The 21,645-nt window shown below is 65.3% G+C and carries 20 protein-coding genes; 5 read left to right on the top strand and 15 right to left on the bottom strand.

Features of this window, described 5'->3' with window-relative positions; all coding sequences use genetic code 11:
- Nucleotide 1: 1 nt before the first annotated feature.
- From XcuCFBP2542_RS11605 to XcuCFBP2542_RS11555, 10 genes are all read right to left on the bottom strand, one after another.
- Nucleotides 2–1,180, bottom strand: a complete 1,179-nt coding sequence (locus XcuCFBP2542_RS11605) for a flagellar assembly peptidoglycan hydrolase FlgJ (protein ID WP_104603716.1) — start codon at nt 1,178–1,180, stop codon at nt 2–4.
- 1 nt (nt 1,181) lies between these two features.
- Complete coding sequence (locus XcuCFBP2542_RS11600; RefSeq protein WP_104603715.1) at nt 1,182–2,300, bottom strand: flagellar basal body P-ring protein FlgI; 1,119 nt, start codon at nt 2,298–2,300, stop codon at nt 1,182–1,184.
- Between the two features lie 10 nt (nt 2,301–2,310).
- On the bottom strand, nt 2,311–3,003 hold the full coding sequence (flgH, locus tag XcuCFBP2542_RS11595; protein WP_104603714.1) for a flagellar basal body L-ring protein FlgH: 693 nt from the start codon (nt 3,001–3,003) through the stop codon (nt 2,311–2,313).
- Nucleotides 3,004–3,041: 38 nt separating this feature from the next.
- Nucleotides 3,042–3,827, bottom strand: coding sequence for a flagellar basal-body rod protein FlgG (flgG, locus tag XcuCFBP2542_RS11590; protein WP_104603713.1), 786 nt, complete (start codon nt 3,825–3,827; stop codon nt 3,042–3,044).
- A 606-nt stretch (nt 3,828–4,433) separates the two neighbouring features.
- The gene (gene flgF, locus XcuCFBP2542_RS11580; protein ID WP_104603711.1) at nt 4,434–5,189 is read right to left on the bottom strand and encodes a flagellar basal-body rod protein FlgF; all 756 of its coding nucleotides are present in this window, start codon (nt 5,187–5,189) and stop codon (nt 4,434–4,436) included.
- Between the two features lie 165 nt (nt 5,190–5,354).
- On the bottom strand, nt 5,355–6,578 hold the full coding sequence (gene flgE, locus XcuCFBP2542_RS11575; RefSeq protein ID WP_104603710.1) for a flagellar hook protein FlgE: 1,224 nt from the start codon (nt 6,576–6,578) through the stop codon (nt 5,355–5,357).
- Between the two features lie 31 nt (nt 6,579–6,609).
- A complete protein-coding gene (locus XcuCFBP2542_RS11570; RefSeq protein ID WP_104603709.1) occupies nt 6,610–7,275 on the bottom strand; it encodes a flagellar hook assembly protein FlgD in 666 nt (221 codons plus the stop codon).
- Nucleotides 7,276–7,313: 38 nt separating this feature from the next.
- Nucleotides 7,314–7,721 carry a flagellar basal body rod protein FlgC gene (flgC, locus tag XcuCFBP2542_RS11565; protein WP_104603708.1) on the bottom strand — a complete coding sequence of 136 codons (408 nt, stop codon included), beginning with the start codon at nt 7,719–7,721 and terminating at the stop codon, nt 7,314–7,316.
- A 3-nt stretch (nt 7,722–7,724) separates the two neighbouring features.
- Entirely contained in the window at nt 7,725–8,126 is a 402-nt protein-coding gene (gene flgB, locus XcuCFBP2542_RS11560; RefSeq protein ID WP_104603707.1) for a flagellar basal body rod protein FlgB, read from the bottom strand.
- A gap of 319 nt (nt 8,127–8,445) precedes the next feature.
- The gene (locus tag XcuCFBP2542_RS11555) at nt 8,446–9,390 is read right to left on the bottom strand and encodes a chemotaxis protein (RefSeq protein ID WP_104603706.1); all 945 of its coding nucleotides are present in this window, start codon (nt 9,388–9,390) and stop codon (nt 8,446–8,448) included.
- A 303-nt stretch (nt 9,391–9,693) separates the two neighbouring features.
- Between XcuCFBP2542_RS11555 and flgA the strand changes: the two genes are divergently transcribed.
- From flgA to XcuCFBP2542_RS11535, 4 genes are all read left to right on the top strand, one after another.
- Nucleotides 9,694–10,338 carry a flagellar basal body P-ring formation chaperone FlgA gene (gene flgA, locus XcuCFBP2542_RS11550; RefSeq protein WP_104603705.1) on the top strand — a complete coding sequence of 215 codons (645 nt, stop codon included), beginning with the start codon at nt 9,694–9,696 and terminating at the stop codon, nt 10,336–10,338.
- 66 nt (nt 10,339–10,404) lie between these two features.
- The gene (flgM, locus tag XcuCFBP2542_RS11545) at nt 10,405–10,716 is read left to right on the top strand and encodes a flagellar biosynthesis anti-sigma factor FlgM (protein ID WP_104603704.1); all 312 of its coding nucleotides are present in this window, start codon (nt 10,405–10,407) and stop codon (nt 10,714–10,716) included.
- A gap of 14 nt (nt 10,717–10,730) precedes the next feature.
- Nucleotides 10,731–11,063: a flagellar protein FlgN gene (locus XcuCFBP2542_RS11540; protein WP_104603703.1), complete on the top strand. Its 333-nt coding sequence runs from the start codon at nt 10,731–10,733 to the stop codon at nt 11,061–11,063.
- A 295-nt stretch (nt 11,064–11,358) separates the two neighbouring features.
- The gene (locus XcuCFBP2542_RS11535) at nt 11,359–12,585 is read left to right on the top strand and encodes an ATP-binding protein (RefSeq protein WP_104603702.1); all 1,227 of its coding nucleotides are present in this window, start codon (nt 11,359–11,361) and stop codon (nt 12,583–12,585) included.
- A 139-nt stretch (nt 12,586–12,724) separates the two neighbouring features.
- Here XcuCFBP2542_RS11535 and XcuCFBP2542_RS11530 read toward each other — a convergent pair whose 3' ends face one another.
- Nucleotides 12,725–14,446, bottom strand: coding sequence for an EAL domain-containing protein (locus XcuCFBP2542_RS11530; RefSeq protein WP_104603701.1), 1,722 nt, complete (start codon nt 14,444–14,446; stop codon nt 12,725–12,727).
- Nucleotides 14,447–14,449: 3 nt separating this feature from the next.
- Nucleotides 14,450–16,543 carry a sensor histidine kinase gene (locus XcuCFBP2542_RS11525; RefSeq protein WP_104603700.1) on the bottom strand — a complete coding sequence of 698 codons (2,094 nt, stop codon included), beginning with the start codon at nt 16,541–16,543 and terminating at the stop codon, nt 14,450–14,452.
- Between the two features lie 158 nt (nt 16,544–16,701).
- Here XcuCFBP2542_RS11525 and XcuCFBP2542_RS11520 point away from each other — a divergent pair, with 158 nt between their 5' ends.
- Nucleotides 16,702–19,488: a sensor domain-containing protein gene (locus XcuCFBP2542_RS11520; protein ID WP_208800365.1), complete on the top strand. Its 2,787-nt coding sequence runs from the start codon at nt 16,702–16,704 to the stop codon at nt 19,486–19,488.
- Between the two features lie 152 nt (nt 19,489–19,640).
- On the opposite strand, the gene XcuCFBP2542_RS11515 is transcribed toward XcuCFBP2542_RS11520, so the two are convergent.
- The 3 genes from XcuCFBP2542_RS11515 to XcuCFBP2542_RS11505 form a co-directional block, all read right to left on the bottom strand.
- Nucleotides 19,641–19,916 (bottom strand): hypothetical protein, encoded by a 276-nt coding sequence (locus XcuCFBP2542_RS11515; protein WP_104603699.1) that lies wholly within the window; start codon nt 19,914–19,916, stop codon nt 19,641–19,643.
- A 105-nt stretch (nt 19,917–20,021) separates the two neighbouring features.
- Entirely contained in the window at nt 20,022–20,309 is a 288-nt protein-coding gene (locus XcuCFBP2542_RS11510) for a hypothetical protein (RefSeq protein WP_104603698.1), read from the bottom strand.
- 85 nt (nt 20,310–20,394) lie between these two features.
- On the bottom strand, nt 20,395–21,585 hold the full coding sequence (locus XcuCFBP2542_RS11505) for a methyl-accepting chemotaxis protein (RefSeq protein WP_104603697.1): 1,191 nt from the start codon (nt 21,583–21,585) through the stop codon (nt 20,395–20,397).
- Nucleotides 21,586–21,645 lie beyond the last annotated feature (60 nt).

Raw genomic sequence — 21,645 nt, 5'->3', positions numbered from 1 at the left:
CTCAGCGACGGATGGTGCCAAGCCCGGCCGGCTCGGCGGTACTGGCGTAGCGGTTGGAAAGATCGGCCGCCGCGTTGCCAATTGCGGCCACCGCACGGTCGATGGTCGGGCCGTTGGCGATCGCCGCGATCTTGGCCGCATAGCCCGGATCGGTGGCGTAGCCAGCACGTTGCAAGCCGCGTGCAAAACCGTGGATATCGGTGCCGGCCTGTAGTGCGCCCTGGTAGCGGTCGTTGTTCTTCAGCAGGCGCACGTAGTCGGCAAAGCTTTCCTCGGCCGAGCCGTAGGCACGGAAATCGGCGGTTTCGGTGGTCTTGACGCCGTTGACGTACTCGTGGGTGCCAGTGGTGACCTTGGCGCCGTTCCAGCCGGTGGCCTTGATGCCGAACAGGTTGTTGGAATCGCCGCCATTGCCGATGCCGCGACGGCCCCAGCCGGTTTCCAGCGCGGCCTGTGCCACCAGTGCGCGTGGGTCCACGCCCAGTTCGCGTGCGGCTTTTTGTGCATGCGTCCAGATCTTGGCGACGAAGCCTTCCGGGGTGCGTTCGCCCAGGCTGGCAGCGGCGCTGCTGGCGGCGCTGGCGTTGACCGCGGCATTGGCGTCGGCGGCATCGCTGGCGGCCACATCGCTCCAGCGATCTTTGGCCGACGGCCAGCTCAGTGCGGCGGCATCGTCGCCGCCGGCCTCGCTGCTGCCAGTGCGCCCGGCGATCAGGTCCAGCACCTGGCTCATGCCGATCCCGCTCAGGCCGCCTGCGCCGATCCCCGGGCGTGTGGCAGCGCTGACGTCGATGCCGTTCGCCGCGCCATCGCGTGCAGGCAGCGGCAACGAGGCATCCCGCTTGCCCGCCACCAGCGCATAGGCCTTGGCGGCATCGGCAGTGCTCAACGAGGTATTCAACGCCGGGCCGCCGGTATCGCCGCCCAGCTGCTTGGCAATCATCGCCGACAGCCCCAGCCCCTTGCCCTCGGTCAGCGCCTTGGCCATCTGCTGGTCGTACATCTCGCGGAACATCTGGTTTTCGCCCGGAAACATCGGGTCGCCGGAGCTGGCATCGCGCATGCTCTTGACCAGCATCTGCGCGAACTGGCCTTCGAGCTGACGGGAGACCTTGTCGATCTTTGCCGGATCGGCCTTGGTGCTCGGGTTGAGATCAATGGGCGAGGCTGCGATACGCATGTCAGATCACCTCTAGCTCCGCCGTCAGCGCGCCAGCCTGCTTCAGGGCTTCCAGGATGGCGACCAGGTCGCCGGGAGCCGCGCCGACCTCGTTGACCGCGCGCACGATCTGGTCGAGCGTGGTGCCGCCTTCGAACTTGAACATGCGGCTGCCTTCGGCGGTGGCGGTGATGGTGGATTGCGGGGTGACGACGGTTTGTCCGCCACTGAAGGCGCCCGGCTGGCTGACGTTGAGGTTTTCGCTGATGGTCACGGTAAGCGAGCCATGCGCGATGGCCGCCGGCATCACGCGCACCAGCTGGCCGATGACCACGGTGCCGGTGCGTGCGTTGACCACCACCTTGGCGGGCGCATCGCCCGGGGAGAGTTCGACATTTTCCAGCCGCGACAGCAGGCCGATGCGCGCGCCCGGGTCGGTCGGCGAGCGCACCGCCACGGTCACGCCATCCACCGCACGCGCGGTGCCGGCGCCGAAACTGTTGTCGATCGCCGCGACCATGCGCGAGACGGTGGTGAAGTCGTTTTGATGCAGATTCAGGGTGATTTCGCCGCTGCCGGCGAATACGTCCGGTAACGCACGTTCGACGGTGGCGCCGTTGGGAATGCGGCCGACGCTGGGAATGTTCACCGACACCCGCGAGCCATCCTTGCCCTGCGCACCGAAGCCGCCGACCACCAGGTTGCCCTGCGCCATCGCATAGACCTGTCCATCGGCGCCTTTCAGCGGCGCCATCAGCAGCGAGCCGCCACGCAACGACACCGCATTGGCGATCGAGGACACGGTGATATCGATCGGCTGGCCCGGCTTGGCGAACGGCGGCAATTCGGCATGGATGGCCACGGCGGCGACGTTTTTCAGCTGCGGGTTGACGTTCGCCGGAACATTGACGCCCAGTTCGCCGAGCAGGTTCTTCAAGCTCTGCACGGTGAAGGGCGCCTGGCTGGTGCGGTCGCCGCTGCCATCCAGGCCAACCACCAGGCCGTAGCCGACCAGCGCGTTGCCGCGCACCCCGCCGACCTGGGCGAGATCCTTGATGCGCTCGGCGCTGGCCGGCGCGGCGATCGCGCACAGCGCCACGGCGGCAGCGAGCAGACGGAAGGGCAGGGAAGACAGGTTCATGGTCGCAGGCTCAGTAGGGCGACAGACGGGAGTTGAAGAAGCGGCTCAGCCAGCCCATGGCGTTGGACTGCGCGATGGCGCCACGGCCGCCGTAGGCGATGCGGGCATCGGCCACCTTGCTGGAGGGCACGGAGTTGTCCGGGGCGATGTCGGCCGCGCGCACGATGCCTTGCACCTGCACCAGTTCGTCGCCCTGGGTCAGGCGCAGGTTCTTCTGGCCCTGGATCACCAGGTTGCCGTTGGGCAGGCGCTGCATCACGGTGACGGTCACGCTGCCCTGCATGCGGTTGCTTTGCGCGGTGTTGCCCTTGCCGGCAAAGGTGCGGTCGCCACTGGTGGAATTGCGCAATATGTCGGTGCCGTTGACGGTGAGCGGCACGCCCAGCAGGGTAGGCGTGCTCATGTCCACGGTGTCGGCCTTGCTGACGCTGGTGTTGGCGGTAGACGAGGCGGTGGTGCTCTCGACCAGGTTCACCGTCAGCAGGTCGCCGACATCGCGGGCGCGGCGGTCGCCATACAGGTTCAAGCTGGGGCCGGCGGCATAGATCGCACCGGCGGTGGGCTGTGCGGTCGGCGCCACCACCGGCACGATCGGCGCCAGCTCGGCGAACGGCCGCACATCGCCGGCAGCCACGCAGCCACCCAGCAGCGCGCTGCAGGCGATGGCCAAGCACAGGGAGGAGAGGGAAGGCAGGCGGGACATGGCGTAAGTTCCTGAGAGGGCGGTGAGCGGCGAGCCGATCAGACGTTGTTGTTCAAGTAACCGAGCATCGAGTCGGTGGTGGAAATGGCCTTGGCGTTCATTTCGTAGGCGCGTTGGGTTTCGATCATGCTCACCAGCTCTTCCACGGTATTGACGTTGCTGCCTTCCAGCGCGCCCTGCACGGTGGTGCCCAGGCCGTTGAGGCCGGGGCTGCCGTTCTGTGCGGGGCCCGAAGCGGTGGTTTCGACGAACAGGTTCTCGCCCTTGGCCTGCAGGCCCGAGGGATTGATGAAGTCGGTCAAGGTGAGTGCGCCGATCTCCTGCGCGGCGGCCTGGCCGGCCAGGGTCACGCTGATGGTGCCGTCGTTGCCGATGGTCAGCGACTGCGCGCCTTCCGGGACCTGGATACCCGGCTGCAGCGGGTAGCCGCTGTTGGTGACCAGCTCGCCCTGCGCGTTGATCTGGAAAGTGCCGTCGCGGGTGTAGGCGGAGGTGCCGTCGGGCATCTGCACTTCGAAGAAGCCGCGGCCGTTGACCATCACATCCAGCGCGCGGCCGGTCTGCTGCTGGCTACCCTGGTCGAAGCCCTTGAAGGTGGATACCACGCGCACGCCGGTGCCCAGTTGCAGGCCGGTCGGCAGCTGTGTCTGCGCGGAGGTGGAGCCGCCCGGCGCACGCACCTGTTGATACAGCAGGTCTTCGAACGCGGCACGGTCGCGCTTGAAGCCGGTGGTATTGGTATTGGCCAGGTTGTTGGAGATGACCGACATGCGCGTCTGCTGCGCATCCAGTCCGGTTTTGGCGACCCACAAAGCCTGATTCATGACCCGATTCCTCGTTAGACCCGGGGATGTGTTCCGGGTACGGGTGGGTAGATGCACGTGGCGTGCCAAACACGTGCCGGATTTCCGCCAGGTGTGTGCTGGATCACGCGGCCTGGTGCGCGATGTGCTGCGGGTGCGGGGTTGGTGGCTGCTACTGCGACGCAGTTGCAGTGGTAGTTGCAGTGGTGGTTGGTCGAGGGCGCGGTGCCCTTGCCGTTGGCGGGACACGCCGTGAATCCGTCCCTGGAGGCTCAGTAGCGGCATCCATGCCGCTACATGGTCCCGCCAACGGCAAGGACACCGCACCAGGAAGTTGGTCGGTCGTCGCGTGAAACGCTATTTGGCGCTTGATGTGGGTGGAATGTTGAGCCGGCGCGTTACATCAGAATCGAACGCGCGCGCTCATGCGTGGCTCTAAAACATGCACACCGACACCCTCCACTGGTCCTTGCCCGCCCACCCTCGCGGGACCTTATGCGGCATGGATGCCGCATCAGAGCCTCCATGGATGGATTCACGGCGTGTCCCGCGAGGGTGGGCGGGCGAGGGCCCTGCAGCAAGCCACAGATCAGCCGCCTTGCCGCTGAAAAACTAGTCGCGCTGCGGTCAGCCACTCACCCGCAGCAGCGAATTGGACGACTGTGCATTGTCGTCGCCGTTCTTGATGATCTTGACCTGCATTTCGAACTGGCGCTGCAGCTGGATCATTTCCACCAGCGCACCGGCGGCATCCACGTTGCTGCCTTCCAGCATGCCGCTGTTGACGGTCTTGCCGGTGGCCACCGCAAACGCCTGCGCCGGGTCGGTGCTGGTATTGCGCATCAACCCGTCGGGGCGCCGTGTCAAACGATCGGCAGGGGCATCGACCACCTTCATCTTGCCGACGATGGCCATGATCTGCGGGCCTTCGCCCTGGGGAATGATGGAAATGCTGCCGTCGCTGCCGATCTCCATCGCCTGGTGCGGCGGGATGGTCATCGGGTTGCCGGCCTCGTCCAGCACCGCATGCCCGTTGGCGGTGACCAGCTGCCCATTGGCGGTGAGCGCCAGCTCGCCATTGCGGGTATAGGCCTCGCTGCCGTCGGGCGACTGCACCGCCAGCCAGCGGTCCTGCTGTAGCGACACGTCCAGCGGGTTGCCGGTGACCTTCTGGTGGCCCTGGCTGCGATCGAAGCCCTGATCCACATGCAAGGCATCAATGCGCGACGGATACCCCTTGCCCTGCAACTTGAAGGCCTCGGTATTGGCCAATGCGGCCTTGAACCCCACCGTATCGACGTTGGCGAGATTGTGCGACACGGTGCTCTGCGCCTGCAGGGAGGCACGGGCACCGGTCATCGCGACGTAGAGGGCTTTATCCATGGGGCACCGGGAATGGAGAATCGGGAATCGGGAATCGGGAATCGCAACAGCGGGATGGCGGGGGCTGGGAGAGTAGGGGGCAAGGCCGGCATCAGTCACGCGCGACGCCGGCTTTTACGATTCCCTATTCCCCACTCCCTATTCCCCACTCCCGATTCCCGGCTCTTAACGAATATTGATGATCGTCTGGGTGACCTGGTCCTGCGTGGAGATCATCTGCGAGTTGGCCTGGAAGTTGCGCTGGGCCACGATCATGTTCACCAGCTGCTCGGTCAGGTCCACCGTGGAGGATTCCAGCGAGCCGGATTCGATCTGGCCCAGGTCCGAGGTGTCCGGTGCGCCAGTGCGCGCGGCGCCGGAGGTGTAGCTTTCGGCCCACATGTTGTTGCCCTGCGATTGCAGGCCCTGCGGGTTGACGAAGCTGCTCAGCGCCACCTGGCCCAGCGGCTTGTCGGCGCCATTCGAGTAGCGCGCAAACACCACGCCGCTGGTGTCGATGCTGATCTCGTTGAGCTTGCCGCTGGCGTAGCCGTCCTGGCGGGTGTCGCGCAACGCGAAGGCTTCGCCGTACTGGGTGGAGCCGCTGATATCCAGCCGCATGTTCAGCACGCCGGCACCGGTGCTTGGGGTGAACGGGTCCATCGTGACGATGCCGTTGGCCGGCGTGGTCAGCGCACCGGTATTGGAGAACTGCAGGGTGGTCGGTGCACCGACCGCCGTGCCATCCACATAGTTGTGCACCTGCCACTCGTTCGGGTTGGCGGTCTTGACGAAATAGGAGGTCTGCACATGGCTGACGCCCAGCGAATCGTAGACGTTGATGCCACCGGTGGAATGGCTATAGGTCTTGTCGTCGGCCGGGTTGAACGGGGTCACCACCGGTGCGGTGCTATTGCCGGGCAGGGTGAAGGCCAGGTTGACCGTGGAAGTCGATTTGGGCGGGCTGTCGGTGGTCAGCAGCTGCAGATCCGACAGGCGGCCCACGTCGAAGCCGTTGCCGCTGGGATTGGGGGCGAACACCTGCAGGCGCGCACCCTGTGGGTTGATGACGTAGCCATTGGCGTCGGTCTGGAAGTTGCCGGCGCGGGTGTACATCTTGGCGCCATTGGAAGAGACGGTGAAAAAGCCTTCGCCGGAGACTGCCAGGTCCAGGCTGCGCCCGGTCGGGTCGATGTTGCCTTGCGAGAACTGCTGCGCCACGTTGCTGACCCGCACGCCCGAGCCCACCGCGTTGCGCGACAGGCCGTAGCTGGTGCTCTGGAACATGTCGGCGAACTCGGCGCGCGATTCCTTGAAGCCGGTGGTGTTGACGTTGGCGATGTTGTTGGAGGTGACGTTCAGGTCGGCATTGGCTGCGGTGATGCCGGACAACGAAGTATTGAAAGACATGGATGGATTCCTTTGAGTGTCGGTTGCCGGCTCAGCTGATGCGGAGCACGTTGGCGAGCGGGGCGGTGCCGAGTCCGGTCAGGTTGAGGTACAGGCCCTTTGCGCCGATGGTGACGCTGTCCACCGGTGCATCCACGTAGGTAGGCAACTTGCTCTTGGCACCGGCCGTATCGGTCTGTGTCGCGGTGATGCCGTACTTGCCGGCGGGCATGCGATTGCCATTGGCGTCGGTGCCGTCCCACGCAAAGGGCACCTCGCCCGGCGCGGGCGACGGCACGCTGATCTGCTTGACGAAGGTGCCGTTGGCGTCGGTGATCTCGAAATTGACCGTGCCGGCGGCGGTGGAAGACACCACGCCCTTGCTCGAGCCGGTGCCATCGATGGCCACTTGCGGGGATGGCACCAGGACGTTGTGGCCGACCAGCGCCGCGCCCTTGAGCACCTGGTCGTTGCTCATCGCGGCGGAGAAATCGCCGACCTTGGTGTTGAGGTCGCCAATGCCCTGCACCGTGGAGAACTGCGCCAGCTGGCCAAGGAATGCGCTGTTTTCCATCGGTTTGAGCGGGTCCTGGTGCTGCAATTGCTCGGTCATCAACTTGAGGAAGTCGGCCTGGCCGAGCGCTTCCTCCTTCTTGGCGACAGTGCTGCCAGTGCTCAGTCCAAGGCTTTTGTAGAGATCGCTGCCGATCGTGCTCATCTGGAAGGTTCCGTTGGGTTGGGTCAGCTAGGGACGGGTCAGCGCCCCATGGTCAGGGTCGCCAGCGCCAGTTCCTTGGCGGTATTGAGCATTTCCACGCCGGCCTGGTAGTTGCGCGAGGCGGAAATCATGTTGACCATCTGCGACACCGGATCCACGTCTGGCGAGAACACATAGCCATCGGCATCGGCCAGTGGGTGGCCCGGCTCGTAGCGACGGATCGGCGGGGCGTTGGTGTTGCTGATCTCCTTGATGTTCACCGACGTCAGGCTGGGGTCCTGGCGGTTCTGCTGGGCCTGGAAGATCGGCTCGATCGGCTTGTAGGTCGCCTCGGCCGAACCGGCCACCGAATCGGCATTGGCCAGGTTGGAGGCGATGGTGCTCAGGCGCACCGACTGCGCATGCATCGCCGAGCCGGCCACATCGAAAATGGGAAGGTTGCTCATGACTTATTGGCCCGTGATCGCGGTGAGCATCGAGCGCACCTTGGATTCGAGGAAGCTCAGCGACGCGCGATATTCCAGCGCAGCGCGGCCGTAGGCAGCGCGTTCTGCGTCGGGATCGACGGTATTGCCGTCCAGGCTGGGCTGGTCGGCTGCGCGGGTGATCTGGAACGGGTTCAGCCCGGCGCTGCCACCGATCTCATAATGCTTGGCGTCGGTGGTCTGCAACAGGGTGCCATCGCGTGCGCCTTCGGCCGCCTTGAGCGCGGCTTCGAAGTTTAGGTCCTTGGCCTTGTAGCCAGGGGTGTCCACATTGCTCAGGTTGCTGGCAATGAGCTTCATCCGTTGCTCGCGCAGCGGCAGCGCGTCGCCGTGGACGCCTAGAAAGGACGAGAAGGGATTGGACACGGTGCTCTCCCGCGAGATGTTGCCAGGGAAGAAGCAATGTTTGTGCCAAATCGAGGTGGGACAGGGGGCGCGCCGGGAGGGCGCCAGGAGCAGCCGAAAGACGGGCTTGGCGGGCAGAGATCGGGACGTGGGTTGTCCCCGGAGAAGCTGCAGCGGTCAGCTGTGCAACTTGCAGCCCGGCCAGACTGTCTGACAGGTGTCAGGACCTGGCGAGGGAATGCTCACACCGCCGCAATTCCGTCACCAGGAGCCTTTTCCAGGGAACAGGCGCTGACGATGGCCGCCTGCGGCTCATCGACTGTACGGCCCAAACGTGTGCTCAGGCCGCTTCGGCAACCACTTTGAGGCGCGCCAGCACATAGTCGGCCAGTTCGTGGGCGCTGTACTTGGCCACGAAGGCGTTGGCACCGACCTGCTCGACCATGGCGTTGTTGAACACCCCGGACAACGAGGTGTGCAGCAGCACGTACAAGCCCTGCAGGCCTGGCGTGCGCCGGATTTCCGTCGTCAGCGTATAGCCGTCCATCGCCGGCATTTCGATATCGGAGATGACCATGGCATAGCGGTCGGCCGGGTTTTCGCCGGAGGCGGCCACCTGCAGCAGGTGATCCAGCGCCTGGCGGCCGTCCGACAGCAGGGTGGCCGAGACACCGAGCTGGTCGAGCACGCTGCGGATCTGCTGGCGCGCCACGCGCGAATCGTCCACCACCAGTACCTGGAACTGCCGGTCGTAGGCCACCAGCTGCAACGACGGATCCAGTTGCACGTCCTTGCTGACCTTGGCGATGTCGGCCAGCACGCTTTCCACGTCGATGACCTGGATCAACTCGCCATGGAAGCGGGTGACTGCCGTCAGGTAGGTGGCTTCGGCGCCCAGTTCCGGCGGTGGATGAATATCTTCCACCGCAATATTGACGATCCGCTCCACGCCGCTGACCAAAAAGCCCTGGACCGAGCGGTTGAACTCGGCCACCACCAGGTACCCGGGGCCACCCTCGGCATGCGAGTCGCGTTCGGGGTGGCCGATGGCCAGCCCCAAGTCCAGCACCGGCACCGAGCGCCCACGGACATCGGCCACGCCAGCGAACTCGCTCGGCAGGCCCGGCACCTGGAACAGATCCGGGCGGCGCAGCACTTCCTGCACCTTGAAGACGTTGACGCCAAAAAGCTGGCGCCCGCCCAGCCGGAACAGCAGCAGGGCCAGTCGATTGTGGCCAGCCAGTCGGGTGCGCTGGTCGATGCGGTTGAGCAGATCGTGGGTCATGGGGCAGATATCGACAGCGCCGCCCGGAAACTTGAGGGCTTTGTGGTTGATCGGGGGGGCGCTGTCGGGAATGGGGAGTCGGGAATGGGGAATCGTAAAAGCGAGGGATGAAGCTTTCCGCAGCAAGCCCGAAGCGAAGGGCAGTGACTTTGCCTACTGATAGCTTTCACCTAGTAAATCGCACGGCAGCAACGAAGGCCAACCATCTTTCAGCCACCAACCGATTCCCCATTCCCGATTCCCTATTCGAAAACAGGCACGCCGCTTGCAGCGTCTGTCCCGTCTTCCTCCGGATCTGGTCCCATGCGCCTGCTCCTGCTTGTCATTTTGTTGGCTGCCGCTCCGGCGTGGGCCCAGAGCTATCAGTCTGTCGATTCCATCCGTGCTGCGGCGCTCGCGACCGTTGGCCCGGATGCACAGGCCGAGGCCACGCTCGATCCGGGCCTGCGCATGCCGGCCTGCCCGATCGCGTTGCAGGCCCAGCCCACCGGGACCAATACGGTGGAAGTGGCCTGCCCGCAACCGGCCGGCTGGCGCTTGTTCGTGCCGCTCAAAGTGCGCCGTAACCAGGACGTGCTGGTGCTGCGCCGCGGCATCAGCGCTGGAGAAACCATTTCGCTGGCCGATATCAGCATCGAGAAGCGTGACGCCGCGCGCATCGTCGGTGCGGTGCTGGCCGACCCGGTGGCTGCGGTCGGCAGGAGCGCTCGTCGCATCCTGCCTGCCGGCACGCTGCTCTCTGCCAGCGATCTGGTCTCCCAGCGCCTGGTCCGACGCGGCGACACCGTGCCGCTGGTGGCGCGCAACGGTGGCCTGGAAGTGCGCATGAGCGGCCGCGCGCTGTCCGATGCCGGCGAGAACGAGCGCGTATCGGTGGAGAATTCTTCCTCGCGGCGGGTGGTGCAGGGAGTCGTCGAGGCCAGTGGAACCGTCGTCGTTTCCAGGTGAAAATTAGTTGTAAAGTTTTTTTTCCGGGTGCCGTTATCCCCTACGACCTGTAGAGGAGTTCCTGACATGACCCAGAAAATTGAAGGTAATCTACCGACCGCTGCCACCCTTCGTACGGCGGCCACCAGCAGCAAGATCGCTTCGGCCGGCGAAGATCGCACGTCCCCGATCGCTGCCACCGCGCCCACCGACAGCGTCAAGCTGACCGGCGAGGCGACCAACCTGCAGAACCTGCAGCGCGAGCTTTCGCAGTCCTCGGCGATCGACACCGGTCGCGTCCAGGCAGTGAAGGAAGCCTTGCAGAACGGCAGCTACTCCATCAACCCGGATGCCATCGCCAGCCGCATGATGGATCTGAATCAGCAACTGGCCGGTTGATCCGACCGCAAAGGATGAACGTGAACGAGTCCCTGCAACGTCTCAGCGATGCGCTGGCCGGCGAACGCCAGGCATTACTCGAGAACGACATCGATGGGTTGATGCGGCACACGCAGGACAAGCTGTCGGCGCTGCGCGCGCTGGAATCAGCGATGCCCGAAGGCGAGGAAGACCGCCTGCGCGAGCTGGCCGAAGCCAATCGCGCCAATGGCGCGCTGCTGGCACGCCGCCGCCGGGAAGTGAACTGGGCGCTGCGTCACCTGGGCCGCACAGAAAGCGCGCCGTCCTACGATGCCAAGGGCCAATCCAACGTGGTGCGCGGCGGGCGTTCGCTGGCCGTGGCCTGAAGACCGGGGCGCAAGCACCGCTGCCGCACTGGCGATGACACAGGCACGTCCGTGGCAAGGCCATGCGCCATCCCATGCCGCCACCGAAATAGTGCGCGCGATGGTGGGCCGACTGGCCCCTGCAGTGGCGATGCACATCCCGGCATGCCGTCAGGCTGCGCCATCAATTGCTGCTGCGGCCGTGCCTGCCAGGTAGCGAGCACCGCACGCGCGGGATGCGGTCTACGACCAAGTGGCGATATGGCGCTGCAGTGGTTGGGCGTATATTGAGCTGCCCTTGCCGCTGCCTTCTCCCGTGACCGCCAAGTTCTTTCTCAACCAAGCACTGCTGCCGTCTTCGACCACGCTACGCGCCTTCGGCGACCAGCTGTTGGAGGGCGTGTTGTTGTTTCGTGCCGACGGGCAGCTGATCCTGGCCAACGCCGTCGCGCGGCAGAGCCTGTGCAAGGAAGACCCTACCGACGACCGCAACCTGGGGGAGCGCATCTCGCAGGTGCTGCCCGCAGACGCGCTCAACCAGGCGCGTAGCAAGGGCAGTTGGACCGGCAGCCTGCCGGTGGCAGACACGGTGGTCATCGCGCACCTGTACTACAACGAAGAGCAGGGCGCCGGTCACTTCCTGGCGTTGTTCCACAATATCGAAGGCCAGCAGGACTACGAGCGCGAGTTGCAACAGCGCCATGCGGAACTGCGCCAGGCCTATATGCGCCTGAACGGCGCACAGGACAAACTGCTGCAGTCGGAAAAGATGGCCTCCATCGGCCAGCTGGCGGCCGGCGTCGCGCACGAGATCAATAACCCCATCGGGTATGTGCACTCCAACCTCGGCAGCCTGCAGGAGTATCTGCGCAGCTTGTTCACCCTGATCGAAGCCTACGAGCGTGCGCTGCAGGCGCCGGACCCGAAGGCGCTGATCCCGGAGATCGACGAGATCCGCAATCGTGCCGACATCGACTTCATCAGCCGCGATCTGCCGCAACTGATGTCCGAGTCGCGCGAGGGCATCGAACGGGTGACCCGCATCGTGCGCGACCTCAAGGACTTTTCGTACTCGGACCGCTCCGAGTCATGGAAGATGGTGGACCTGCACGCCGGTCTGGAATCGACCATCAACATCATCTGGAACGAGCTCAAGTACAAGGTCACCCTGGAGCGCAACTACGCCGATCTGCCGCTGGTGGAGTGCCTGCCGTCCGAGCTCAACCAGGTGTACATGAACCTGCTGCTCAATGCCGGGCAGGCCATCGCCGAGCGCGGCACGATCACCGTCGCCACCGGCCGCGACGAGGCCGACAACGTGTGGATCCAGTTCCAGGACAGCGGCGCCGGCATCGCACCGGATCTGCTGCAGCGCATTTTCGACCCGTTCTTCACCACCAAGCCGGTCGGTAGTGGCACTGGCCTGGGCCTGTCAATCTCCTACGGCATCATCAACAAGCATCACGGCCGTATCGACGTGGAAAGCGTCCCGGGGCAGGGTGCCAGCTTCCGCATCGTGTTGCCGATCCGGCAGCCGAAGTAGCGCTGACGCACTGGGATTCGGGAATGGGGAATCGGGAATGGGTAGAAGCGGTTTGTCGGTGGCTGGGTGTTGGCTGCGGGTCTGATAATGCAAACAGGGCGGTAATGGGCTGCTCTACCGATTCCCCACTCCCGATTCCCTATTCCCGGCCGTTGCGCAATTCGTCATGCGTGCGGAACGCCTGGCGGATGTGCTCGCGCAGTTCGTCGTCGTTCCAGGGCTTGGTCAGGAAGCGGTAGATCGCGCCGCGGTTGATTGCCTCTGTCACCGTGGCCAGGTCCGTGTAACCGGACAGCACCAGGCGCACGGTGTCGGGGTAGAGCATCTTCACCCGGCCCAGGAATTCGGTGCCGCTCATGTCGCTCATGCGCTGGTCCGAGAGAATCACCTGCACGTCGTTGGTGGCCAGCAGGTCGAAGGCGTCGCGCACGTTGCCGGCCGCCAGGATGCGGTAGCCATCGCGGCGGAACAGGCGCACCAGCGAACGCAGCACGTTTTCTTCGTCGTCCAGCAGCAGTAGGGTGCGGTCGGGGCGGCTTTCGGCGAACGACTCCGGGCGCAGGTAGCGCCGCCGTAGCGCCATGCCTGCCGACTCGGCCGACATCGGCTCGCCGAACAGATACCCCTGGAAAATGTCGCAATCGTTGCGGCGCAAAAAGCCCAGCTGGGCCTGCGATTCCACGCCATTGGCAATCACCGTCATGCCCAGTTGGTGGCCCATCGCGATGATGGCGCGCGCGATCGCCGCTTCGCGGCTGCCGGCCGGCGCGCTCTTGATGAAGCTGCGGTCGATCTTCAGCCGATCCACCGGGTAACGCACCAGTGCGCTCAGGCTGGAATCGCCGGTGCCGAAATTGTCCAGGCTCAGGCTGATGCCTTCATTGCGCAGGTTGGCCATCGTCTCGTGGACGAAGTTGACGTTGTTGGTCAACGCGCTTTCGTTGATCTCCAGGGTCACGAATTGCGCTGGCACGCCTGCGGTCTGCAGCATCGCCATCACTTCGTTGAAGAAGCCCGGGCGCAGCAGCTGCAGTGTGGAAACGTTCACCGCGATGCTGAAATCGTCGAAACCCTGGTCGCGCCATAGCCGCGCCTGGCGTACCGCGTTCTGCAGTACCCACTCGCCGATCTGCACGATCACGCCCAGGCGTTCGGCGGTGCGCATGAAGCGCTCCGGTACCAGCATGCCCAGCGTCGGCGACTGCCAGCGCAGCAGCGCCTCCATGCCCACGATGCGCCCGTCGCGTGCGCTCACCAGGGGTTGATAGCGCAGGCGCAGCTCGCCATGCGGAATGGCATCGACGATCTGCCGCGCGATGATGCTTTCGCTATGCGCATTGGTCGCCGAATTGCGCGTGTACAACCGCACCGTATTGCCGCCTTCGCGCGCGGCCTGGTAGCTGGCTTCCTCGGCGTAATCGAGCAAGGTGGACAGCGAGGTGGCATGTTCCGGGCACAGGCTGATGCCCACCTTGCCGGTCATGAACAGCGTGTACGGCAAAACCGACAGCGGTAGCTCCAATTGCTGGCGGATCTCTTCGGCGAAATCTTCCGGCAATGGCGTGTCCTCGCGGCGCACCGCCACGATGACCATCTCGTCGCTGCCATGGCGCCACAGCTTGCCGCGCGTGCCCAAAAATTCTTGCAGCCGTCGCGCAACCAGGGTCAGCGCCTGGTCGCCGACCTCGCCACTCATGTTTTCGTTGATCGAGGCGAAGTGGTCGATATCGACATGGAAGACCATCAGGGGCGCGCCGCCGGAAGCGGCCGCGTCCACCAAGTGCAACAGGTCGGGGTTACCCGCACCCAGCCGCGTCGGCTTGACGATTTCCAGTCCGGGCGGGATCACAGGGTTCCACATGACTCAGCGTCCACCATCTTCGTGGACGGACTCGCCGGCCGGGTGATAGGGCAGGCGCAACGTCACGCGCGTGCCTGCACCGGGAGCCGATTCTATCGCGAGCGCACCGCCGACGGTTTGCGCGCGCTCACGCATCACGATCAATCCAAGCCCGCGTGGACCTTCCGGCTCGAACCCATCACCATCGTCGCTGACTTCCAGGCTGAAGCTTTCGCTGTCGATCGAGCGCAGCCGCACGCGTACTTCACCGGCACAGGCATGCCGCAGCGCATTGGTAAGGCTTTCCTGCGCGATGCGGAAGCAGGCTTGCTCGATCTCGTTGCCCGGACGCACATCCAGCGGCTGGATATCCAGCTCCAGCCGCACCTGCGAGGCACGGAACAGCATCGACGCCTGCCAGCGCAGTGCCGCTTCCAGGCCCAGTGCGTCCAGTTGCGGCGGGCGCAACAGCATCGACAGATTGCGTAGCTTGGTCACCGTGGTGTCGGCCAGCGACACCACTTCCAGCAGGTCTTCGCGCCGCGCCTCAGGATCGGGCTCGTCCAGTGCCGCGTGCGCGGAGAGCTTCATCGCCGTGATCGCCTGGCCGATATCATCGTGCAGGTCACGCGAGATGGCGCGGCGTTCGTCTTCCTGCAACGAAAACAGCCGCTTGGCCATTGCCTGCAGTTCGGCGTTGCTCTCGGCCAGCGCATCGCGCATGCGTTCGGGTTCGCTCAGGTCGCGTACCACCAGCAACTTGCAGCTGCGCCCGCCATAGCGAATGTCGCCGGCCGACAGGCCGGCATAGAACGTGCTGCCATCGCGGCGGCGCATCGCGCGCGCACTGGACACCGGCTCGTTGCGGTCGCTGCCGGCGCGCAGGTAGTCGCGTACCAGGGGCAGATCGGTGTCGTTGACCAGCGTCTGCAGAGGTTCGCCCAGGATGGTCTCGCCCTGGAAGCCGAACTGGACCGAGCCGGCCGCATTGGCATACATCACGTGCTCGTCGGCCAGGATCAGCACCCCGTCCGGCAACACCCGCACCAGCTCGCGAAACTGCTCTTCGCGCTCGCGCAGCAGGCGCCGCGACTGTTCGCGCTCGCTCACGTCCTGCAAGGTGCCGTGCACGTGCCGCGCGCCGCTGGCGGTGGTCACGCTCTCGGCGCGCAGATGCACGGTGCGGGGTTGCGAATCGCCACCGGTCAGCGGCAACAGCACGTCGATCTGCACCTCGCCACCGGTGCACATATCTTCGATCATGCGTTCGATCCGCGCCTGGGTGGCGGTGTCGGAGGCGGTCAGCAGTTCTTCCAGCCGATGCTCGCGCCGGTGCATCGGCACGCTGCGCCCCAGCACGCGATAGACCGCCGGCGAATAGCGCCCGAGGCCGGTTTGCCGATCCAGCTGCCACGAGCCCAGCCGCGCGATGGATTGCGCTTCTTCCAGGCGCTGCACGGCCTCATCGCGCAGTTGCTGCGCCTGCCGTTCCTCGCTGCGGTCCAGGGTCACCACCAGGCGGGCCGGGCCACTGGCCAGATGCAGCTGGTTGCTGCGCACCTCCACATGGCGCGGCCCGCTGCGCGTCATCAGGTCTTCGTGCAATACGCAGGTGGCATCGCCCTTGGCGCGGATCTGCGCGATCACCTCTTCCAGCCGCGCGCCGTCGGCGTTGGGCCAGATCGCCTGCAGGGTCTGTTGCAGGAACTCGTCACGCTCCCAGCCGAAGAATTCCAGCGCTGCCGGGTTGGCATCGAGGATGCGCATGCTCGCCAGATCGTAGACGAACGCCGGGCTGGGCAGTGCCAGGAATTTGGCCTTCAACAAGGCCTCGGACTGCGCCAGTTGCGCATGTTCGTCCACGATCAGGGCCACGAAACGCCGCAGGACCACATGGATCACCACACTCGACAGCAGCAGGAAGCTGGCATCGGACCAGCGTTCCGGGGTTGCCGCGCCGGCCAGGCTCAGCAGCCGGTTGCCCAGCAACAGCCAGATCACGCCCACCAGCAGGTACAGCCCGGTGAGGGTCCACACACCATGGGTCAGGCGCCGGGCCAGACGCAGGCAGGAAACGGGAGGGGACGAGAACGCGGGCGCGGCGTCGGGTTGTTGCATGGGTCCGCAGACGACCTATGGAGCGGGCGATGGAACCATCTTAGCCGTAACTCGGTCCGGTTCGGTCATGCCGAAAACCGGTGCCTCAACTAATTCATCAAACGGCCGTTATCCATTGCGACCCCGAGCCAGGGGGCGATTCTTCGGAGTGTTCCAGAGTGGACTCAGGCGTCATTGCAAGCATGCTGCAACACCCGCTGACCTCGGCGGTGGTGTTGTTGGATGCGCATGGCCAGCCGCTGGCGGCCAACCGCGTTGCGCAGTCGATCGGGCTGCCGGCAACCCTTGGTGCCTATGCCGAAGTGCTGGAAAGCAGCCGCGCCCAGGTGGCGGACGGCGGCGGCATGGCCGCCTGCGTGTTGCCGGGCACCGGCGGCAGGCGACTGGAAGGCTGGCTGCGCGCGGTGTGCGACGAGCATGGCCAGGTCATGGCGTTCACGTTGAGCATTCCCGAACCGGTAGGCGCCGACGGCACCAGTCGCTGGGAAATGGGTCTGGACAGCGCCGATCACGGCCTGTGGGACTGGGATATCCCGGCCGACGTGGTGTACCGCTCCGAACGCTGGACGCGCATGCTCGGCTACAGCGAGCAGCCGCCGCCGAACAATCTCACTGCCTTGTCCGGGCTGATCCATCCCGACGATCACGCGAAAGTCAGCGCCGCGGTGCAGGCCCACCTGGAGGGGCGTGCCGAGACCTATGTGGCCGAATTCCGCCTGCGCCAGCACGACGGCCAATGGCGCTGGATTCTGGACCGTGGCCGGGTGGTCTCGCGCACCGCCGATGGCCGGCCGCTACGCATGGTCGGCACGCATACCGATGTGCACCACCAGAAACTGCTCGAACAGCAGCTGCGTGAGCAGCAGGCCCAGCTGGAAGAGGCCCAGCGCATTGCCAGCATGGGAAGCTGGAGCTGGGATGCGTTGAACGACCAGTTGTGGATCTCGCCGGATTTCCTGCAGCAGCTCGGCATGGCCGAACTGCGTCTGCACGGCGTCCGCGACCTGTTGCGCCTGCTTGCGCGCACTTCGCTTGCGCAATTGCGCAGCGCCTGGCGCAAGATCAAGCACGAAGGCCTACCCGTGCATTTCGAGCTGGAAGTCAACGGCCTGCCGGGCGTCAACCCGCATCATCTGCGGGTGTGGGCGCAGCCGGTGTTCGATGGCAACGCCAGCATGGTGCGCGTTCTTGGCCAACTACAGAATGTGACCGAACAACGCCAGACCGATGCCTTGATCCGCTGGCGTACCGAATTGCTCAACCGCGTCTCAGCACTGGGCAAGATCGGCGGTTGCGAGATCGAGGTCGACACCCGCCGCATGCAGTGGACCGAGGAGTGCTATCGCATCCACGGCCTGCGCAAGGAAAACATCACCCTGGAGCAGGCGCTTGCGCTCTACACCCAGGACTCGCGTGATGCCTTCGAATCGGCGCTGCTGCGCATTTCCGACGGCGGCCTGCCCGAACAACTGGAGCTGTGCTTCTACCGCAATTCCGGCCAGCGCGTCTGGGTGCAGGTCCTGATTGAACTGGACCGACGCGAAGGCCTGCCGCCGCGCTTCGTGGCCCTGTTCCGCGATGTCACCCGCGAGCGCGAGGCCAATGAACGCATCGAGCTGTTGGCACATTACGACCGCCTGACTGGCCTGCCGAACCGCTTCCTGCTGCGCGAGCAGGCCGAAAACGCCATCCGCGAAGCGCATGAGCGCGGCCAGGTGATGGCCATGCTGTTGATCGATCTGGATGGCTTCAAGAGCATCAACGATTCCTTCGGTCATGCGACCGGCGACAACCTGCTCAAGCTCGCCTCCGCGCGCCTGCACCAGCACCTGCGCAACAGTGACCTGTTCGGCCGCTTCAGCGACGATGAATTCATCGTGCTGCTGCGCGATCTGTCCGAGCCGGAAGATGCTGGCCACGTCGCGCGCAAGCTCATCAGCGCGCTGGGCGAACCGCTGCGCAAGGACCAAGTGACCCTCAAGCTCGGCGCCAGCATCGGTATCGCGCTGCAAGGGGAGGGCCTGTCGGACTTCGACAGCCTGCTGCGCGCCGCCGACGCGGCGATGTATGCCGCCAAGGAATCGGGCCGCAACACGTTCCATTACTACAGCCAGGACGTGCTAATGCGTGCACAGCGTCGCCTGGAGCTGGAGCATGCGCTGCAAGGCGCGCTGGAACGCGAAGAATTCACCTTGGTCTACCAACCGCTGGTCAATACCGTCGGCGATACCTCGCCAGCGATCGAGGCGTTGATGCGCTGGAATCGGCCGGGTCACGGGCCGTGCAGCCCGGCCGAGTTCATTCCCATCGCCGAGGAGTGCGGCGAGATCGTGCGCCTTGGCGAATGGGTCATTGGCGAGGCCTGTCGCCAGGCGGTGGTCTGGGACCGTGCCGGACTCAACTTCAGCCGCATTGCGGTCAACGTTTCGGCAGTGCAGCTGCGCGAGCGCGGCTTTGCCGAGCGCGTGCTGGAGATCTGCCGCGACAACGGCTGGTCGCCGTCGCGATTGGAGCTGGAGTTGACCGAATCGGCCTTGATTCGCGATTCGGATTCGCTGCGCCGTTGCTTCGAGTTGTTCGAACAGAACGGCGTGCTGCTGGCGGTGGACGACTTCGGTACTGGATTCTCGAATCTGCACTACCTCAACCGCTTTCCGGTGCAGCGCCTGAAGATCGACCGCAGCTTCGTGCAGGGCATGCTCGACGACGCCAACACGGCCGAAGTGACCCAGGCCATCGTGCACCTGGGCCATGCGCTGGGCATGCAGGTGGTGGCCGAGGGCGTGGAGACGGTGCAGGAAGATGCCTTGCTGCGCCAGCAGGGCTGCGACGAAATCCAGGGGTATTTCTACTCGCGCCCGTTGTCGCCACGCGACATGGCGCAGTGGCTGCGCGAGGCCGAAGCCGGCATGCGGCTGGGCGCGCGGTTGGTGATCGCCAACTGAGATGTTGGCCCGGCTGGCGCCGCCAGCCCGGCGCGGTGCACAGTCCTGCAGTGATGCCACCGCATTGGTGCCGTGCCATGGCAGCGGACCTTCTCACGTCGATTTGAACAAAAGCTCGCGCCTTCAGGGTAGCGAGCTGCGCGCTGTATTGGTCAGGAAAGGACGTGCACGCGCGTGAAGTTCCAGGCCAACGCCTTGTCGTGTGTCGCACTGCTGCAGGCGAGGGCGCTGTCGCAAGCACTGCCGGGAGAGATCTTCGTCACGGTCGCCAGGGCGCTCAATCGGAACAGGAACGCGTGCTCACCCTGCCTGGCAATGCGCCAAGGGCCGAGATGCACGGTGACGGGGTGACCAAGACCGGCGACACCCGCCGGAGCGAGCGACGTCCGGTCGGGCAGGGCGGTCGCAAGGGCGGGCGTGCACGCCATCAGCGATGCCGGGGTACGGTGGAAACCGGCCGCTCAAACGCCTGAGATCGGGCAGTTCGACAATCCGGCGGGGCACCTGCCGAGACGCGCTCCGCCGGTGTTGCATCAGCGCCCGGAGGCGCCGACTGCGGCGCCATCCAGGCCCAGATCCCAGGCCACGGTGGCGAACAGCAGCTCGTCTTCGCTGCAATCGCGGCGCGGATTGACCAGCGCCTTGACCTCTGCGCGGGCGGCAAGTTCCAGCCGCTCCAGCGCGGCCGGCAGGCGCACGCGCCGCACCACCGGCTTGGCCGCGTCGCCTTGCGCGATGCGCTCGGCGTACGTGGCAGCCAATGCGGCGGACTGCAGCGCATCGCTGGGGTCCGCATCGATGGTGGGGGCAAGTAGCGTCATGACGAAACACCAGGTCGGTACGGAACGACAAATCCCCGGCAGGCCGGGGAATGTCGGGATCAGACGTTGCGGGTCGGCATCGGTCTCAGAACAGCTCGACCGTGCCGGCACCCATGCCTTGCTGCGCCACCGGCTTGTGCGGCGGGCGTTCCCACTCCACGCGCATGTCGCGCAAGCGGTTGGACACCTTCTGCAGCGCGGCGACCAGGTCGCTGTCGTACACGCCGCCATTGCGATGCAGTAGTTCCTGCAGCGCCACTGCCTCGCGGTTGATCGCGGTGAGGCGATCGAGGTGGGTGTGGATGCCGCTCAGGGTCTGCGTGGCGATGTCTTCGAACTGCAGCGCACGCACCGCTTCGGCCACGCTGCCGTCGATGGAGCGGGCGCATTCGGAGATTTCGCGCATGCCATCGCCCAACGAGGCGTTGATCTGGGCGACGTTCTCCAGCATGGCGGCCGATTCATGGCGCGCCTCGCGGGAGCGGTCCATGTGGCGCGAGGCCAGCTGCGAGACCGTTTCACGCACCTTGGCGATCGATTCCTTGGAGCTGTGCGCCAGCTTGCGGATCTGCTCGTTGAAGGTGGTGGAGCGTTCGGACAGGTTGCGCACCTCGTCGGCGACCACCGCGAAGCCACGACCGGCTTCACCGGCGCGCGCGGCTTCGATGGCCGCGTTCAAGGCCAGCAGGTTGGTCTGGTCGGCGATCGACTTGACGTCTTCCAGCAACGCGAAGATGCCATCCAGATGCTGGGCCATCTCGTCGATGTGATGCACCGTGTTGGTGCTCTGGCCGCTCACCTGTTCCAGCGCTTCCACCAACTGCTCCATGCGGGAGCTGGCGTGCTGGGCGAAGCGGGCGACGTCGACGCCGGCACTGCCGTCGTCACCGGCACGGTCCACGATGCGGGCCAACGCCTGGCTCTGCTGGCGCGACTTGCGGTTCATCGCTTCGAAGCTGCCGCCCAGGCCGGACACCGCCTGGCGGATCAGTTCGCGGGCACGCTCGACTTCAGAGCGCGACCCGTCGACTTCGTTGCTGACGAACGTCCGCAGTTCGTTGAGCAACTGGTCCTGCTCGCGCAGGATGCGGGCCTGGTCCGGGTTGGGCCGGAACTGGGAATACGTCACCCAGGCAGCAAAACCCAACCAACTGAGGGTCATGGTCGCCAGGATCGCCCAGCGCACCGAGGCGGGCCAGTCGAATCCGACAGCGAAGGGGAACAGCAAGGTCAGAGCCAGAGGGGCGGCTAGACGGATGAGTGGACGTGAATACATGGGCGTTCTCGGCGGAGTCACGGTTGCTGTATCGGCACTCCCCCCGTTGTCTTTAGCGAC

The organism is Xanthomonas cucurbitae (genome assembly GCF_002939885.1).
Taxonomy (GTDB): Bacteria; Pseudomonadota; Gammaproteobacteria; order Xanthomonadales; family Xanthomonadaceae; genus Xanthomonas; species Xanthomonas cucurbitae.
Note: the sequence above shows the minus strand (reverse complement) of the source record. Positions and strands in the feature narration are given on the sequence as shown.

Bases quoted from the DNA above. Each gene is read 5' to 3' on its own strand.
- XcuCFBP2542_RS11605 (WP_104603716.1), bottom strand. From the start codon at position 1,180: ATGCGTATCGCAGCCTCGCCCATTGATCTCAACCCGAGCACCAAGGCC.
- XcuCFBP2542_RS11600 (WP_104603715.1), bottom strand. From the start codon at position 2,300: ATGAACCTGTCTTCCCTGCCCTTCCGTCTGCTCGCTGCCGCCGTGGCG.
- flgH (WP_104603714.1), bottom strand. From the start codon at position 3,003: ATGTCCCGCCTGCCTTCCCTCTCCTCCCTGTGCTTGGCCATCGCCTGC.
- flgG (WP_104603713.1), bottom strand. From the start codon at position 3,827: ATGAATCAGGCTTTGTGGGTCGCCAAAACCGGACTGGATGCGCAGCAG.
- flgF (WP_104603711.1), bottom strand. From the start codon at position 5,189: ATGGATAAAGCCCTCTACGTCGCGATGACCGGTGCCCGTGCCTCCCTG.
- flgE (WP_104603710.1), bottom strand. From the start codon at position 6,578: ATGTCTTTCAATACTTCGTTGTCCGGCATCACCGCAGCCAATGCCGAC.
- XcuCFBP2542_RS11570 (WP_104603709.1), bottom strand. From the start codon at position 7,275: ATGAGCACGATCGGCAGCGATCTCTACAAAAGCCTTGGACTGAGCACT.
- flgC (WP_104603708.1), bottom strand. From the start codon at position 7,721: ATGAGCAACCTTCCCATTTTCGATGTGGCCGGCTCGGCGATGCATGCG.
- XcuCFBP2542_RS11555 (WP_104603706.1), bottom strand. From the start codon at position 9,390: ATGACCCACGATCTGCTCAACCGCATCGACCAGCGCACCCGACTGGCT.
- flgA (WP_104603705.1), top strand. From the start codon at position 9,694: ATGCGCCTGCTCCTGCTTGTCATTTTGTTGGCTGCCGCTCCGGCGTGG.
- flgM (WP_104603704.1), top strand. From the start codon at position 10,405: ATGACCCAGAAAATTGAAGGTAATCTACCGACCGCTGCCACCCTTCGT.
- XcuCFBP2542_RS11540 (WP_104603703.1), top strand. From the start codon at position 10,731: ATGAACGTGAACGAGTCCCTGCAACGTCTCAGCGATGCGCTGGCCGGC.
- XcuCFBP2542_RS11530 (WP_104603701.1), bottom strand. From the start codon at position 14,446: ATGTGGAACCCTGTGATCCCGCCCGGACTGGAAATCGTCAAGCCGACG.
- XcuCFBP2542_RS11525 (WP_104603700.1), bottom strand. From the start codon at position 16,543: ATGCAACAACCCGACGCCGCGCCCGCGTTCTCGTCCCCTCCCGTTTCC.
- XcuCFBP2542_RS11515 (WP_104603699.1), bottom strand. From the start codon at position 19,916: ATGGCGTGCACGCCCGCCCTTGCGACCGCCCTGCCCGACCGGACGTCG.
- XcuCFBP2542_RS11510 (WP_104603698.1), bottom strand. From the start codon at position 20,309: ATGACGCTACTTGCCCCCACCATCGATGCGGACCCCAGCGATGCGCTG.
- XcuCFBP2542_RS11505 (WP_104603697.1), bottom strand. From the start codon at position 21,585: ATGTATTCACGTCCACTCATCCGTCTAGCCGCCCCTCTGGCTCTGACC.